At 61.8% G+C, this 16,158-nt stretch carries 14 protein-coding genes; 13 read left to right on the top strand and 1 reads right to left on the bottom strand.

The features are described from left to right. Window positions 1-83 precede the first annotated feature (83 nt). The 13 genes from fliE (at window position 84) to NR164_RS13860 (ending at window position 12,708) form a co-directional block, all read left to right on the top strand. On the top strand, window positions 84-398 hold the full coding sequence (fliE, locus tag NR164_RS13920; RefSeq protein ID WP_256822865.1) for a flagellar hook-basal body complex protein FliE: 315 nt from the start codon (window positions 84-86) through the stop codon (window positions 396-398). A gap of 99 nt (window positions 399-497) precedes the next feature. Then, window positions 498-1,904 (top strand): flagellar filament capping protein FliD, encoded by a 1,407-nt coding sequence (gene fliD / locus NR164_RS13915; protein ID WP_256822864.1) that lies wholly within the window; start codon window positions 498-500, stop codon window positions 1,902-1,904. 23 nt (window positions 1,905-1,927) lie between these two features. Continuing rightward, the gene (gene fliS / locus NR164_RS13910) at window positions 1,928-2,329 is read left to right on the top strand and encodes a flagellar export chaperone FliS (protein WP_046382130.1); all 402 of its coding nucleotides are present in this window, start codon (window positions 1,928-1,930) and stop codon (window positions 2,327-2,329) included. A gap of 2 nt (window positions 2,330-2,331) precedes the next feature. Further along, window positions 2,332-2,703, top strand: coding sequence for a flagellar protein FliT (gene fliT, locus NR164_RS13905; RefSeq protein WP_046382129.1), 372 nt, complete (start codon window positions 2,332-2,334; stop codon window positions 2,701-2,703). Between the two features lie 330 nt (window positions 2,704-3,033). Beyond that, on the top strand, window positions 3,034-3,369 hold the full coding sequence (gene flhD / locus NR164_RS13900) for a flagellar transcriptional regulator FlhD (RefSeq protein WP_046382128.1): 336 nt from the start codon (window positions 3,034-3,036) through the stop codon (window positions 3,367-3,369). A gap of 3 nt (window positions 3,370-3,372) precedes the next feature. Next, complete coding sequence (gene flhC, locus NR164_RS13895; RefSeq protein ID WP_046382127.1) at window positions 3,373-3,924, top strand: flagellar transcriptional regulator FlhC; 552 nt, start codon at window positions 3,373-3,375, stop codon at window positions 3,922-3,924. 609 nt (window positions 3,925-4,533) lie between these two features. Beyond that, entirely contained in the window at window positions 4,534-5,406 is an 873-nt protein-coding gene (motA, locus tag NR164_RS13890) for a flagellar motor stator protein MotA (RefSeq protein ID WP_256822863.1), read from the top strand. 2 nt (window positions 5,407-5,408) lie between these two features. Further along, the gene (gene motB / locus NR164_RS13885) at window positions 5,409-6,263 is read left to right on the top strand and encodes a flagellar motor protein MotB (protein ID WP_046382125.1); all 855 of its coding nucleotides are present in this window, start codon (window positions 5,409-5,411) and stop codon (window positions 6,261-6,263) included. Window positions 6,264-6,365: 102 nt separating this feature from the next. Further along, window positions 6,366-7,535 (top strand): flagellar biosynthesis protein FlhB, encoded by a 1,170-nt coding sequence (gene flhB / locus NR164_RS13880; RefSeq protein ID WP_046382124.1) that lies wholly within the window; start codon window positions 6,366-6,368, stop codon window positions 7,533-7,535. Further along, a complete protein-coding gene (gene flhA, locus NR164_RS13875) occupies window positions 7,532-9,628 on the top strand; it encodes a flagellar biosynthesis protein FlhA (RefSeq protein ID WP_079444662.1) in 2,097 nt (698 codons plus the stop codon). The genes flhB and flhA overlap by 4 nt, the downstream gene beginning before the upstream one ends. After that, window positions 9,625-11,445: a flagellar biosynthesis protein FlhF gene (locus NR164_RS13870; protein WP_256822862.1), complete on the top strand. Its 1,821-nt coding sequence runs from the start codon at window positions 9,625-9,627 to the stop codon at window positions 11,443-11,445. Before flhA ends, NR164_RS13870 begins: the two co-directional genes overlap by 4 nt. A 2-nt stretch (window positions 11,446-11,447) precedes the next feature. Beyond that, complete coding sequence (locus tag NR164_RS13865) at window positions 11,448-11,915, top strand: hypothetical protein (RefSeq protein WP_256822861.1); 468 nt, start codon at window positions 11,448-11,450, stop codon at window positions 11,913-11,915. A 100-nt stretch (window positions 11,916-12,015) separates the two neighbouring features. Next, the gene (locus tag NR164_RS13860) at window positions 12,016-12,708 is read left to right on the top strand and encodes an RNA polymerase sigma factor FliA (RefSeq protein ID WP_046382120.1); all 693 of its coding nucleotides are present in this window, start codon (window positions 12,016-12,018) and stop codon (window positions 12,706-12,708) included. Between the two features lie 75 nt (window positions 12,709-12,783). On the opposite strand, the gene NR164_RS13855 is transcribed toward NR164_RS13860, so the two are convergent. Continuing rightward, window positions 12,784-16,152: a tetratricopeptide repeat protein gene (locus NR164_RS13855; protein ID WP_256822860.1), complete on the bottom strand. Its 3,369-nt coding sequence runs from the start codon at window positions 16,150-16,152 to the stop codon at window positions 12,784-12,786. Window positions 16,153-16,158: the final 6 nt, after the last annotated feature.

Here is a 16,158-nt window from a genome sequence, read left to right as displayed (position 1 = left end):
GCTTTTGTGCTCAATTGGGCGAATGTGCAGGCAGGCAGCCTTGGTAATCTGCTGGCCTGATCGCTTCCAATGGAACCTGCAGCATGAATTCGTCCGCACTGACCAACGCCCTGCAACAACTGTCGCTGCTGGCCGAACAGGCCGAAGGCAGCGGCACGCAACGTTTCGCCCCGGCCACGGGGTTTGCCGGCGAGTTGCAGTCGTCCTTGCAGCGCATCAACCTGTTGCAACAGACCGCCACCCGCCAGTCAAACGCCTTCCAGGCCGGCAGTGAGGCGGTGTCGCTGAGCGATGTGATGGCCGATTCGCAAAAGGCCAGCGTGGCCTTCCAGATGGGCGTGCAGGTGCGTAACCGTCTGCTCAGCGCCTACAAAGACGTGATGGCCATGCAGGTGTAAAAAACTTCGGCGCTTGCCTAAAGACGGGTCAGCCGTTTGCCGATGTTGGGTTCAACCGCACCCCATCGTGTGTGAACACAAACCAGGACAGGCATTCACATGGCAACCACGACCTCTACCACTTCGACTGCAAGCATCACTTCCCTGGGGGTCGGCTCCGGGCTGGACCTGGACAGCATCCTGACCAGCCTGGAGGAATCCAAGGAAGCCAGTCTGCTGACGCCCATCACCAACCAGGAAACCTCGGTCAATGCGGAAATATCCGCCTACGGCACCCTGACCAGCGCCCTGACCAAACTGCAAACGGCGGCAGAAGCACTGGCCGACTCGAGCTTGTATGAATCGTTGACCACCAGCCTGTCCGGCACCGGTGTCACCGCCGCCACCACCAGCAAAGCCGAAGCCGGCACCTATAAACTGGAAGTCACCCAACTGGCCCAAGCCCAAAGCCTGAGCACCAGCGGTGTCGCCAGCAAGACCACCGCCCTGGGCACCGGCACCCTGACCCTGCAAGTGGGCACGGCGGACGCGGTGTCGATTACCCTGGACAGCAGCAACAACACCCTTGAAGGCATTCGTACCGCCATCAACGCCTCGGGGGCCGGCGTGACCGCCTCGATCGTCAACGATGGCAGCGACACGCCGTACCGCCTGGTGCTGACCTCTAACAGCACCGGCACCGAATCGGCAATGACCGTGACCTACACCGGCACCGACAGCACCGACCAGGCGTCCAGCCTGCTCGGCTACGACGGCAGCAGCGGCAACATGACCCAGACCGTGAAAGCGCTGGACGCCGAGCTGACCCTCAACGGCATCTCGATCACCAGCCAAAGCAACACCGTGGAGGGCGCACTGCAGGGCGTCACGCTGAACCTGTCCGCCACCAGCAGCTCGCAGACCCTGACGATTTCCCAGGACACCGACGCGATCTACGACGCCATCTCCACATTCGTCACCGCCTACAACAGCTACGTTTCCAGCGTGGATACCCTCACTGCCTACAATGCCGATTCCGACACCGCAGGCGAGTTGCTGGGCGACTCGACCCCCCGCCGCATCAGCACAGAATTGAGCAGCGACCTGTACACCGCCATTGGCAGCGGCACCTTCAGCTATCTGTCGCAATTGGGTATTTCCCTGGAGGTCGATGGCACTCTGCTGGTTGACGAAGACACCCTGACCAGCGCCATCACCGACAACATCGACGCCGTGTCGGAGTTCTTTATCGGTAGCGACGGCACCTCCGGCTTCATTGGCCAAATGACGGACGACCTCGACAACTACCTGGACGAAGACAGCGGCCTGATCGTCGCCAGGACCGACAGCCTGGAATCCAAACTGGTGCAACTTGAAGAGCGCTATGTCGAAAAGCAGGCGCTGATCGACTCCGAGATGGCGCGCTGGACCGACGAGTTCACCCAACTCGACACCTTGATCTCGTCGCTCAACTCCACGTCCGATTACCTGACGACCCAGTTCGATGCGCTTAACAGCGACGATTGACGACCACACCCGGAGCAAATCAGATGAGTTCCCTTCGAGACGCGAATGCCTACGCCAAGGTTGGCGTAGAAAGCGGCATTTTGGCGGCCTCCCCTCACCAAAGAATCGTGATGCTCTTCGACAGTTACCAGGCTTCGATCCGTATCGCGCGCCTGCATATGCAGGCCGGCCATACCGCCGAAAAAGGCAAGGCCATCACCAAGGCAATCAATATCGTCAGCCAGGGTTTACGCGCTTCGCTGGACCTTGAACAAGGAGGTGACATCGCCGTGCAACTGGACCAACTCTACGACTACGTGGTTCGTGTGCTGCTTCGCGCAAACCTGAACAATGATGAGACCGCACTGACCACGGCCGCCACGTTACTGGAAAACGTCGCCGCCGCCTGGCTGGCCATCGGTTCGCACATCGAGGAAGAGCGGTAGACATGATGCAAGCACAACTGATCGCCGCTTATGAACAACTGCTCGAACAATCCCAACGCCTGCTCGAATACGCCAAAAAAGCCGATTGGGACGGCATCTTCGCGTTGAAGTCCCAGGGGCTGATCGACGCCGCTTACTTACGCCGCGCGCAGGACCAAGTTGATCTTGATGCAAGCGGTCAGCAATACAAGCTTGAACTACTCAGCCAGATCCTGGCGCTGGAAGAACAAGTAAATTGGTTTTTGCATGCGCGACAAAATGATTTGGGCGAGTTGATGCAGATCAACCGCAAAAAGAGCAATTTAAACACGGCCTACCGAGCCTCATCCAACCAAGTGATACCAATAAGCCATTATTTGTATCGAAAAAAATAACAAATACTTACACGCTGTATCTACGCGAGACACATAATTATGAAACTATCGACTATGTACAGTAAAGTACTGAAAACAGACAAGAAATAACATTCCTCAGTCTGTTATCGTACAAATTACTTGATACTTTAGAAAAAATTAAAAAATTCGGTATTCACGGCCTGTGAGCACATGGCCGGGAGCATGGATAACCGAGTAGCGCTACAACCAGGCATTCGTTGTACAACTATAAAAGCCTGACTTTAGTACTTGTCGATTTGCAGCACTGTCTGCCAGAGGTCGCGCCATTAGGTGTGCCGAACTGTAGTACCCAACGGGAGGGGTGGAAAGTTGCCAAATACCAACACTGAGCTTGAAGACATCCAGGACCTGAATCTTTCGTATTTATTACTGGCCCAAAACCTATTGCGCAAAGACCGTGAGATCGCGATTTTTCGCCTGAAACTCAGCGAACAAATGGCTGACCTGCTGACCAAACTCAGCAGCAAGCAAATGACCCAACTGGCGCGAGTCAACCAGTTGATTTGTCGTCCGGTGTTCGAAGAGACCGATCGGCTATCCCGGGTGCTGGGTAACGCGCGCGAACTGGGCATGGTGGAAATTCATTCCGCACTGCTGATGGCCGCCGCCGACCGCACGGGCGATTTGCGCATCGGGGAAGGCTGATCCATGTCAGACAAAAGCCTTGTCACCGAAATGCAGCAAGTGCAACTGGCAATCGAACTGATTGAACTGGGCGCACGGCTGCAGGTGCTGGAAACGGAAACGTCGCTGAGCCGAGGTCGATTGATCCGGCTCTACAAGGAAGTTCGCGGCGCCTCACCCCCCAAAGGCATGCTGCCCTTCTCCACCGACTGGTTCGTGACATGGCTGCCGAACATTCACTCGTCGCTGTTCTACGGTATCTATCGCAGCTTGATGGAAATCAGTGGGCACCGTATCGACGCCTTCGTCAAAGCCTATCGCCTGTACCTGGAACAGGTGGGTGACCAGGAAGGAGAACTGGTGCTGGGACTTACCCGCGCCTGGACCCTGGTGCGTTTTTTTGAAAGCGACATGCTTGAACTGATCCGCTGCTCGTGCTGCTCCGGCGAATTCGTCGCCCATTCACACGCACCGGCGCAGCAGTATGTGTGTGGGATTTGCCAGCCGCCTTCGCGGGCGGGCAAGACCTTGAAGCGCCGGGATATCGACGCACAACTGCTGATACGCAAGGCTTAAGTCGAACCGGATCAAATGTGGGAGGGGGCTTGCTCCTGATGAGGGACTGTCAGTCAGTCATTGTTTGGCTGATCCCCCCATCGGGGGCAAGCCCCCTCCCACATTTGATCCGGTTGTTCTTTAGAGGTATTTGAACAGGGACATCTTCAATACCCTTCATGCATTACCGGGTCGACAACCTGCCCAGCCCTTGAGCTGTAAACCCAATCCAATGTGGGAGGGGGCTCGCCCCCGATGAGGGAGTGTCAGTCAGTCATTGTTTGGCTGATCCCCCCCATCGGGGGCAAGCCCCCTCCCACATTTGATCCGGTTGTTCTTTAGAGGTATTTGAACAGGGACATCTTCAATACCCTTCATGCATTACCGGGTCGACAACCTGCCCAGCCCTTGAGCTGTAAACCCAATCCAATGTGGGAGGGGGCTTGCCCCCGATGAGGGAGTGTCAGTCAGTCATTGTTTGGCTGATCCACCCCCATCGGGGCAAGCCCCCTTCCACATTGGATCTGTGGCGTTTTCAATTTCACCGTCTGCAAAAACCCCCTCAATTCGTCCCTCGCCATTGCCGATATTCAGCAAGTCATCCATTGCTTGAATCTAAGGAACGACCACGTGCTCATCGTATCCGGGCTTATCGTTGTACTGTTATCGGTGTTCGGTGGCTTTGTCCTGTCCGGCGGCGCCCTTGGCCCGCTGTATCAACCCACCGAGTTACTGATGATTGCCGGGGCCGGTGTCGGTGCGTTCATTGCCGCCAATAACGACAAGGCCATCCGGGCCACGCTCACCGCCGTGTCACGTTTCAAGCGCAGCGCCAAATACGACAAAACCTTGTACCTGGAATTGATGGCCATGCTCTATGCCTTGCTGAGCAAGGCCCGCCGCGAAGGCATGCTCGCCCTGGAACGGGATATCGAAGAACCCGCGCAAAGCCCGATTTTCGCCCAATACCCACGACTGATCGCTGACCCGCTGATCATCCTGTTCATCACCGATTACCTGCGCCTGTTGGTCAGCAGCGCCATGCAGGCCCATGAACTTGACGAGCTGATGCTGCACGAGATCGAAGGCTTCGAACACGAAGCCCACTTGCCTGCCGATGCCCTCTACAAAGTCAGCGACGCCCTGCCGGCCTTCGGCATCGTCGCGGCGGTGATGGGTGTGGTCAAAGCCTTGAGCGCGGTAAACGTCGGCCCGGACTTGATGGGCCAGATGATCGCTCATGCCTTGGTCGGTACGTTCCTGGGCATTTACCTGGCCTATGGGTTGGTCGCCCCCCTGGCCAGCCGCATCGACCGGCAAGCCGCCGAATCCGCCAAGATGCTGCAATGCATCCGCGTCACGCTGCTGGCCAGCGTGCAGGGCATGCCGCCGCAGTTGGCCGTGGAGTTCGGCCGCAAGGCGCTGCACACCAGCGAACGCCCTGGTGCCCTTGAGCTGGAAACTTATGTGCGCAGCGGCAGCGGCCAGCCGGGAATCGACTGAGCATGAGCGATCAACCGATCATCATCCGGCGTAAAAAAGCCGCCCGGCACGCCCACCATGGCGGCGCCTGGAAGATCGCCTTCGCCGACTTCATGACCGCGCTGATGGCACTGTTCCTGGTGCTGTGGGTACTGTCCAATGCCAGCAAAAACGACAAGGACGCGATTGCCGAGTACTTCAGCACGCCGTTGTTGGTGGCCATGAGCAAAGGCGATCGCAGCACGTCCAGCACCAGCGCGATCCCCGGCGGCGGGCCTGACCAACGCTTCTCCGAAGGCGAGCGCGCGCGCCAGACGACGCGCCCTTCGCCGCTTTCCGGTGATGAGCGGCGTCACCTGGAATCCCTCAAGCAGCGGCTGAACAACGCCGTGGATCGCGACCCGCAATTGCGCGAACTCAAGCAGCAGATCGCGATAGAACTGAGCCCCGAAGGCCTGCGCGTGCAGTTGATCGATACCGACAAGCGCCCGATGTTCGAGCTGGGCAGTGCCAACGTCGCGCCGTACCTGAGCAAGCTGCTCAAGACGTTCGCCCCGGTGCTCAACGAATTGCCCAACCGCATTCAAATCAGCGGGCATACCGACAGCCACCCCTACCCCGGCGGCGATGCCGGCTACAACAATTGGGACCTGTCCGCCGACCGCGCCAAGGCCTCGCGCCAGGAGCTGGTGGCCGGCGGCCTGGACTCCAACAAGCTGCTGCGCGTTTCCGGCATGGCCGACCGCATCCGCTTCCACGGCGCCGGCCCCTACGATGCCGCCAATCGCCGCATCGAAATCATCGTGCTCGACAACCGCGTGGCCGAACGCATCCTGTCCCAGGATGAATACGCGCCAGAGGAACCATCCGCTCATTAACGCGCGATTGTGCCGGGTGTTCGTGCGATCGGCGGCCCGGGCGCCTGCACACAATAGCGGCTTTGACAGGTCGCGCGGGTTGCCGCAGGCGCCCGGAGAGCCATGGCCGAGACCAGCAGAGAAGACAAGACCGAAGCGGCAACGCCGCGACGGATCGAAAAGGCCCGCGAAGAAGGCCAGGTTGCACGTTCCCGTGAAATGAACACCTTCGTCATGCTGCTGGCCGGCATTGGCGGGCTGTGGCTGATGGGCGGCACCCTCTATGACAACCTTGGCCAGGTGATGGAACAGGCGCTGTTGTTCGACCGCGCACAGCTGTTCGACACCGCACGCATGCTCAGTACGCTGTGGACATTGAGCCAGACCGCGCTGCTGACCTTGGCGCCGTTCTTTGCCCTGACGACCTTCGCCGCCCTCGCCGCGCCGGCCCTGCTGGGTGGGCTGGTGATCACCCTGAAGGCCGTGCGCCCGCAGTTTTCCCGGGTCAACCCCATGAGCGGGCTGGCGCGCTTGTTCTCAGTGCAGGTGCTGGTGGAGTTGGCAAAGGCCATCGCCAAGGCCAGCCTGATCGGTACGGTGATCTACTTCTTTCTGCGCAGCCATATCGAGCAGTTGCTCAACTTGCCGCACATGCCCGCGCCCAAAGCCCTGGCCGCCATGCTGAGCCTGACCGCCAGCGCCTGCACGATGTGCGTCGCGGCACTGATCATCGTGGTGGGCATGGACGTGCCTTACCAACTGTGGACTTACGCCAAGAACCTGCGCATGTCCAAGGAAGAGCAGCGCCAGGAACACAAGAACGCCGACGGCGACCCGCATATCAAGGCGAAGATTCGCCAGATGCAACAGACCCGCGCGCGGCGCCGCATGATGAGCAAAGTGCCCAAGGCCGACGTAATCGTCACCAACCCCAGCCACTTTGCGGTGGCCTTGTCGTACCAGAAAGAAAAGAACGGCGCGCCCCGTGTGGTGGCCAAGGGCGCGGATGATGTGGCGCTGCGCATTCGCGAGATCGCCGCGCAACATCACCTGCCGATGCTGGAAGCACCGCCGCTGGCACGGGCCCTGTATTTCCACGTCGACCTGGACCGAGAAATTCCCATCGAGCTGTACACCGTGGTCGCTGAGGTGGTGGCCTGGGCCATCCGCCTCAAGCGTGTCAGTGAACACGGCGGCGATCTGCCGCCGACCCCGGTGAACCTGACTGTACCGCCAGGCATGGACCAGCGTGGCCCGCGTACCCCGACACCTGAGGATGACCCGAACGCATGAAAGGCATGACCGATTTATTCGGCCCCGACTCCTGGCTGGCCACCACCGACCTCAAGATCATGACCGGCCCGGTGCTGATCGTGCTCATCCTGTCGATGATGATCCTGCCGCTGCCCACGTTCATCCTCGACCTGCTGTTCACCTTCAATATCGCCCTGGCGATCATGGTGTTGATGGTCAGCATGCTCACGGAAAAGCCGCTGGACTTCTCGGCGTTTCCCTCGGTGCTGCTGTTCACCACCTTGCTGCGCCTGTCGCTGAACGTGGCGTCCACGCGGGTGATCCTGATGGAAGGCCACACCGGCCCCGACGCGGCCGGCAAGGTGATCGAAGCCTTCGGCGAGTTCCTGGTGGGCGGCAACTTTGCCGTGGGCCTGGCGTTGTTCCTGATCCTGGTGACCATCAACTTCATGGTGATCACCAAGGGTGCCGGGCGTATCGCCGAAGTCGGCGCACGCTTCACCCTCGACTCGATGCCCGGCAAGCAGATGGCGATCGACGCCGACCTCAACGCCGGTCTGATCGGCGAACCGCAAGCCCGCCAGCGGCGCAAGGAAGTCGCCCAGGAAGCGGACTTCTTCGGCTCCATGGACGGCGCCAGCAAGTTCGTGCGCGGTGACGCCGTGGCCGGGCTGGTGATCATGGGCGTGTGCATCATCGGCGGCCTCGCCATCGGCATCCTGCAACACGGCATGGCCTTCTCCGACGCAGCCCACACTTACACCATGCTGACCATCGGCGACGGTCTGGTGGCGCAGATTCCCGGCCTGGTGATTTCGATTGCCGCCGGTGTCACGGTGTCGCGCGTGAACACCGAACAGGACGTCGGCCAACAGATGATGGGCCAGCTGTTCAGCCGCCCGAAAGTGCTGATGATGACCGCAGGCGTGATGGGCCTGCTCGGGCTGGTGCCGGGCATGCCCAACCTGGTGTTCCTGATCCTTACCGGGCTGCTGGCCGGGCTGGGCTGGTGGTTCTCCAAACAGGAGGAACTGGCCCCGGAGGGCTCACCGGTGCAGACCCTGCTGCCCAAATCCGCCTCGCAAAGCAGCGAAGCCTCCTGGGACGATGTGCACTTGGTCGACACCCTGAGTCTGCGCGTCGGCCATCGCCTGATCCAACTGGTGGATGCGCGCCAGCAAGGCGAGCTGATCACCCGGATCAAAAGCCTGCGCAAAAAATTCGCCCAGGACGTGGGCTTTCTGCCGCCGGTGGTGCATGTGCGCGACAAGTTGGAACTGGCCGCCAACACCTACATCATCAGCCTCAAGGGCGTGGAAATCGGCCGCGGCGAAGTGTTCCCCGGCAAGTGGCTGGCGATCAACCCCGGCAAGGTCACCCATGAGCTGGAAGGCACGGCGGCGGTGGACCCGGCGTTCGGGTTGCCGGCGATCTGGATCGAACCGAACCTGCGCGAGCACGGGCAGATCTATGGCTACACCGTGGTCGACGCCAGCACCGTGACCGCCACGCACCTCAACCACCTGCTGCATCAGCACGCCAAGGACATGCTGGGCCGTGGCGAAGTGCAGAAGCTGCTGGACAAGCTCGGCCCCGACAGCAAGGGCCTGGTCGACGAAGTGGTGCCCAAGCTGGTGTCGCTGACGGTGTTACAGCGCGTGCTGCAGAACCTGCTCGAAGAAAACGTCTCGATCCGCGACATGCGGACCATCCTCGACGCCCTGGCCGAACACGGTGGCGTGCAACAACCGCCGGATGTGCAAGAGCTGACGGCTGTCGTGCGCGTGGCCTTGGGACGCTCCATCGTCAATCAGCTGTTTGGCAACAAAACCGAACTGAAAGTCATCGGCCTGGACTTCAACCTGGAGCAGGTCTTGATGCAGGCGGTGGGCAACGGCGGCGCGCTGGAGCCGAGCCTGGCGGACAACCTCATGCAGCAAACCACCTTGACCCTCAAGCGCCAGGAAAACAGCACCGAGCCGCCGGTGCTGGTGGTGCCCAACAAGCTGCGCCCGGTGTTGTCGCGTTTCCTGCGGCGGCGTCTGCGCCAGCTCACGGTGATTGCCCTGAGCGAAATACCCGACGACCGCACCCTGCGCATGACTAACGTGATCGGAGGCAAACCCAAGTGAGCGCTCAACGATTTATCGGCGCCAACAGCCGCGAAGCCATGAACCAGGTGCGCCTGGCCCTGGGTGAAGACGCGCTGATCCTGTCGAGCCGCATGACCGATGTCGGGGTGGAAATCCTGGCGCTGGCCGAAGCGCCGCCCACGCCCGCCACGGCGGATTTCGCCGCGTTGAGTGAACGCCTGCTGAGTGAAATCCAGACTATGCGCCAGTTGATCGATGGCCGGGGGAAACCCTCGCCCTTGCTCAAATGGCTGCTCGACGCCGGTTTCAGCGCCAGCCTCAGCCAGGAGCTGCTCGACCACAGCCCGCCCCCGCTGCCCGATGCCACACCGGCACGGCTCAAGGCCTGGCTGACGCAACGGCTGGACAGCCAACTGATCCAACTGGCCGATGAAGCCGAGCTGTTCAGCGCCCCCACGATCATTGCCCTGGTCGGCCCCACCGGCGTGGGCAAGACCACCAGCACCGCCAAGCTGGCGGCGCGTTATGTCATGCGCCACGGTCCCGGCCCGGTGGCGCTGGTCAGCACCGACAGTTTTCGCATCGGCGCCCACGAACAACTGAACATTTACGCGCAATTGCTCGGGGTTGAACTGCACGCCCTGGGGCCGGATGCCGCGCTCGGGCCGCTGCTGGACAGGCTGGCCGACAAGCGCCTGGTGATCATCGACACCGTGGGCATGAGCCAGCGCGACCAACGCCTGCTCACCCAAATCAACCAGTTGGGCGCCAGCGGCCGGGCGCTGCGCCTGATGCTGGTGCTCAACGCCGCCAGCCATGGCGACACGCTCGATGAAGTGGTCCACACCTACCGGGACGCCGCGCATGCCGCCGGTTGCTGCCTGGACGATTGCATCATCAGTAAATGCGACGAGGCTGCCAGGCTGGGCCCGGTGCTCGATACGTTGATTCGACACGGCTTGCGATTGAACTACCTGTCGGCGGGCCAGCAAGTGCCGGAAGACTTGCAACTGCCCGGCGCTTCGAACTTTTTGCAGCAAGCGCTGGATACGTCCCGGCCTTCGCGGTTCGCCTCGGCCCCCGGCAAGCCGACGAGCCAACGCCTGAATGCGCTGGTGCGCGGGTTGGTGGGGCAGCGCAAGGCGATGCTGGCATTGCGCGACAGCCTGGTCGCACACGTCGACGGCTTCGGCCCATTGCTCGACGCCTGGCCGCTGATGGCGTTACCGGCGGCGCAGCAACCCGGGCGCTGGGACGCCTTTGTCAGCGCGCAAGCACCGTGCGCGCCCGTTACAGCGGCGAAAGCCGCCGCGACCCAGGGCAACCAGCACGTGGTGTATCGAGGTGAACGCCAACGCCTGGGCAACCTGGCCGGGCACGCTGAAGCCTTCGGCCTCCGCGAGTTGCGCTACCGCAACCGCACTGCGCGGTTGACCTTGAGTCATCTGCCGGTGGTGCTCAAAGACGGGGCGGTTCGCGCCTGGTTCGGCACCCTGCAGGACAGCCACAGCGGCCAACGCTTGGGGCAACGCTATTGGCTGGCCCGGGAACCCCATGGGTTGCATGAACAGGTCAGCGACCTCGTGCAGCAGTTGAAACATGATGAACTGGCCAGCTTGGCTGCGCGCGGCAAGACGCTGTTGCTCGACATGCACCCGCACCTGCACGCCGAACTGCAGCGGTACCTGGCCGCCGGTATCGCCGCCAGTGCCGTGCTCCTGAGCAATGCCAGTGATGACTGGGCCTTCCAGGCCCGTGCCCAACTATTGGGGCTGTTGCCGAAAAAAACCAGGGGCCACGCCGCTGAAATCCTCGAAGGCGTGCTGCACTTTTGCGCCATCACGGAAAGCCTCTGACCATGCACGATCAAGCCGCCGGCCTGCGCCATTGGGCCAGTCAGCGCCCGCTCCCCGTGGTGGATCGCACCTTGATGCTGTTCGGCGCGGCGCAGGCGGCTGTCCAGGCACACAACACCCTGGAGCGCTGGCACCGTCAAGGTCATCGCTGGGTGGGCGACCCCGCGTGCTGGCGCGTTCAGGCTGTGGATAACTATCACCGCGACCTGCCCGAACGCTGGGGCGTGTGGGTCGACAGCGACCTCGGCGCCTTCCGCCGCACGTTCGACACCTTGAGCCAGCTCCGCGAACAGAATGGCCCCCGGCAGGTATTGGCGCTGCACAGCGGGTTTTCCCAACACGGCCTGCTCAACAATTTGCGCGAAGCGGCGCAGCGGTATCTGGGGACACGATTGTTGTTGATCGACGAGACCTGCGCGCACCGCCAATCAAGCCGCCCCCCACATAGCATCGGTGTCGGCCCGGCTTAAAGGGCGAACACGTCACCTGGCGTACAGCTGTTCCGCGCTTAAGCGGCCAGGGCGAGCGGTAATAATCCCGTGGATTTTCTGTCTTTCGCAGGCGCGCACGATGTATACGGCACAGGGCAAGATTAACCAGCAGGAAGTCCTCCAGCAGTACCTCCCCATGGTCCGGCGCCAGGCACTGGGATTGAAGACCCGGCTGCCTTCCAATATTGAACTGGACGACTTGATTCAAGCCGGCAGCATCGGCCTGCTCGATGCCATGACGCGCTACGACGTGAGTGTGGGCGCAACCTTCGCCACCTTTGCTTCGCAACGCATTCGCGGGGCGATGATCGACGAGCTGCGCACCCGCGATTGGGTGCCCCGCAGCGTGCGCCGTAACGCGCGGGCGGTGGAGGATGCCATGCACCGCGTGGAGCAGAATCTCGGGCGGCCGGCGCGGGAGCGGGAAGTCGCTTCGGCCATGGGCCTGACGCTGGAGCAGTACCAGAAGGTGCTCGATGACACCAACGGCAGCCAGATGCTGCCCTTTGACGATGTGGACGAAGAGCACAGCGAGGGCTCCAGTTCGCGGCTGCGCACGCCGTTTGCCGAACTGATCAACGACCGCAACCGCGCCAACCTCACCCGCGCCATCGACGCCCTGCCGGCGCGTGAACGCCTGCTGCTTGCGCTCTGTCACCACGAAAAGCTCAACCTGCGCGAGATTGGCGTGGTGCTGGAGGTGAGCGAATCACGCGTGTGTCAATTGCATGCCCAGGCGATCGCGCGACTGCAGGTCAGAATGAAGGAATAGCGCCGACGATCCAAGGTGGGGGCAGGCACGCCAGCGCCCGCCTTTAATCGACGGCGTTCCCGAGCCTGCCTTGCATCAGGGCAGGTCTTCCCCCTCGGCGTAAGCCACTTCATTGAAACTGGCGATCAGCCAGGTCAGTTCCTCACGCGGCAGGTGCGTCAGCGGCTGCAGATCGAACCGCGCCATGCGCCCGACAAACGCGGTCGGGGCCAACAACCGTTCGACCACATGGTAGTGTCGGCGGTCCAGATAATCGTCGAACAACACGATGACCGGCTTGGTCGCCCGCAGGTACGCGGTGACAAAGCAGGCAATGCGAAATCGCCCATCGATCAGGATTACATCGGGCTGCTCGAAGAACGGCTCATCCCAGACCCTCAGCGGGTAGGTGTGGAATTTCTTCCAGTGCCGGGCGTTCTTCGGCCGTGCCCATTTACCGGTCTCGCCCACATCCACCGGGTAAATCATCGGCCGTGAGGGCAGCACCGCGTTGGCGATCCAGGCTTGCATGTCCTGCGCCCAACGGGCGTCGTTTTCCACCGAGATCACGGTTTTGTCCGGCATGTTGGCGGCCAGTAGGGTGGAACCGCCGCTGCCATATTCCAGAATCACCGAGGCCTGGGTGTAGAGTTTTTTCACATAGGCGGCCACTTCTGCCGGAAAGGTCACCTGGGGGGCCTGCATCGGCGCCCGCGGCAGTTCGAGCGGTTGCGGCATGGCGCTCGGGTTCCGGCAGTGCTTGAGGTACTGCGCGGCCAGGTCGCTATCGATTGTGTTGAGCAGTTGCGTCGCCACATCAAAGGCGGCGTAGACCGTGTGCAGTAAAAAGGCCAGCTTCAGGCGCTGGTTATCGGACAGTGCTGCCATACGTGTTGCGTCCGGCAAAAACAGCGCATCGGCACACACCAGGTGAGAAGCGCGCAATTGATCCAGGCTTTGCCCTTCGGCCGGATGGCTGATGTGCTGCAGGTTATTGAGCCGGTAAAAACTGAACCCGCGCCGCGCCAGGCAGCGGCTGATCAAGCCCACATCGGCCTGCTGATCATGCGTCGGCGCGAAGTTGACCCGCGCTTGCACCAACAGCGTATCGGCGAGGGTACGTTGGCCATGTTCGATCACGGCCAGGCTGTCGTTGAGGTTGTCGAGCAACAGCCAGTCCACCGACGGCAAGCCGTTGATCGCATCCAGCTTGAGGGTGGGCACCGCCAGTTTGGCCAGTACCGCGGATGCCGCCAGCGGTGCCAATGTGGCGCTCATGGCCGGATCGAGGCAGGCGTAGAGCGTGGCGGGCTGGCCATTGCCCAGCGCCGCATGGGGGTAGTAATGCAACTCACCCAGTTGCGCCAGTTGTCGGGCATTGTCGATACGGCTGGCGGGATCAAAGGCCACCGTGGAAAACGCCGCCATTTTTTGCAGCGCGACAAACTGCGCCGATGCGATCAGCGTGCCGCCGTGGTCCAGGGTCACTACTTTGCCCTGGAACTTGAAACCAAAACCCTCGTCCCTGGCCGGTGCCGCCGGGTGCTGAAGCACGACAGCGGTGGCCTCCCCCTCGAACCTGGCCAGCCCTTGCGGGTTCAATGTCAGGGCGGCAGCCGGCAGGCCCGCGCAGTAGCGCTGCCAGATAGCACGCATGGCGGTGCCGAAGTGGTTGGCGAAACGCTGGCTGTCGCACACCGGCGAGCCCATCAGTACCTCGCGCAGGTGGCTGCGAATGCGCGCCAGGCTGTCCAGGTCGTTGGCCAATTCAATGACGCGTTGCTGGTAGTGCGCCCAACTGTGCGCCACCAACTCCGGCAGACCGGCGTTGACCAAGTGGGTGGCCGAGTGGCGCCCGGCAAAGGTCGGCCCGGGGAAGGTGACCACCGGCACGCCCATCAACAGGGCTTCGCAGGTGGTCAGGCCGCCGGAATAAGGCCAAGGGTCCAGCGCGATGTCGATGCGGTTGTAGGTTTCCAGCAGGGTCTTGTGCCCCACCGGCCCTTCGATCAGCACCCGCTCCCGGGCGATACCGTGGGCAGCCATGATGCCGTGTACATGGGCGCGCAACTCGTCATTGCCAAAGGCTCCGCCCTTGAGCAACAGGCGCGAATCAGGTGCGGCCCGCAGCAATTCGGCCCAGCGCCCGAGCAGCACATCGTTGACCTTGCTCGGGTTGTTGAAGCAGCCAAAGGTGACAAAGCCGTTTGCCAGCGCGGGCAAGGGCTTGATGTCCGGTGTGTAGGGCGGCGGGTCGTAGCAAATGTAGTCGTCGGGCAGGCGGATGAGCTTTTCGGTGTAGAACGCGTCTTCCCCCTCCGGTGACTCGATGCGGTCGGTGAGCAGGTAATCGATGGCATCCAACCCGGTGGTGTTGATCAGGCCGCCGACCCATTTCACCAGCAAGGGCGCCGGCTGCAACGCCATGGTGCCCATGCGGTTGCCGGCATTATGGCCACAGAGGTCAATCAGGATATCGATGCGATCGTCGCGGACGCGCTGGGCCAACGTGACGTCGTCCATATGCTTGATCGCCAGCCATTGCTGCACCGACGCCTGGATGCGCCGGGTCAGGTGATCGCACACCTGACTGGTGCTGTAGGCGAACAACTGGAACTGATGACGCGGCAGTTTTTCCAGCACGCCCACGATCATGTTGCCCACCGGGTGCTGGCGCAGGCCGTCGGATACCAGGCCGATGCGCAAGCAACGGTCGGGCGCGCGGTCGAGCACTTCGGGGCGCGGCGGCACGGCTTTGGGGCCAAAGCGCGATTGCCATTCCTTGCACACCTCGAAGATAAACTCGCGGCTGCGCTCGGGGTCGTAGTGCAGCGAGGTCAGCCGGTTGGAATACGGCAGCACGTCCTTGCGCTTGGCCAGCGCCACAGCCTTTTGATAATAGGTGTCGGCGGTGGCCAGTTGGCCGATGTCCTTGTACAGGTTGGCCGCGTTGTTCCAGTGGCTGTAATCCCCGGGTTCGCGTTCGATCAGCTTGTCGAACACCTTGATGGCTTCGCCATGGCGTTCCAGGCGATTGAGGATCAAGCCTTTGCGCGAGAGCATATGACAGTCATGGGGCGCCAACGCCAGTGCCTGATCGATATGCGACAGGGCGTTGGCGAACTGGCCTTTCTCAAAATACAGCGTGGCCAGGCGGTGATGTCCGACGGCGAAATCCGGGTCGATGCCCAGCGCCTTGTGGACGAGTTCAAGGGCACGATCCGCCTGGCCGAGCTTTTGCGCGGCCTTGGCCACCCACTCCAATGCCTGAGGCTCATCGGGCAGCAACTGCAATGCACGCTCGAAACTGGCCAGCGCTTGCTCGGGGTCGCTGTGCAGTTGCTGATTGCCCAGGTCTTTCCATGCCTGTGGGTCACGGGGGCGTTGCTCGGTGCGTCGTCGCGCCTGGGCAAGCGTATGGGCAGCAATATGGCTGGGCGCGCCGTGGCGCGGGGATCTTGGCATTCAGGA

Origin of the sequence: Pseudomonas sp. Pse79, from assembly GCF_024519615.1 — a bacterium.
Classification (GTDB): Bacteria; Pseudomonadota; Gammaproteobacteria; order Pseudomonadales; family Pseudomonadaceae; genus Aquipseudomonas; species Aquipseudomonas veronii.
The sequence above is the reverse complement of the archived record's forward strand: the minus strand, read 5'-3'. Positions and strand labels throughout refer to the sequence as shown.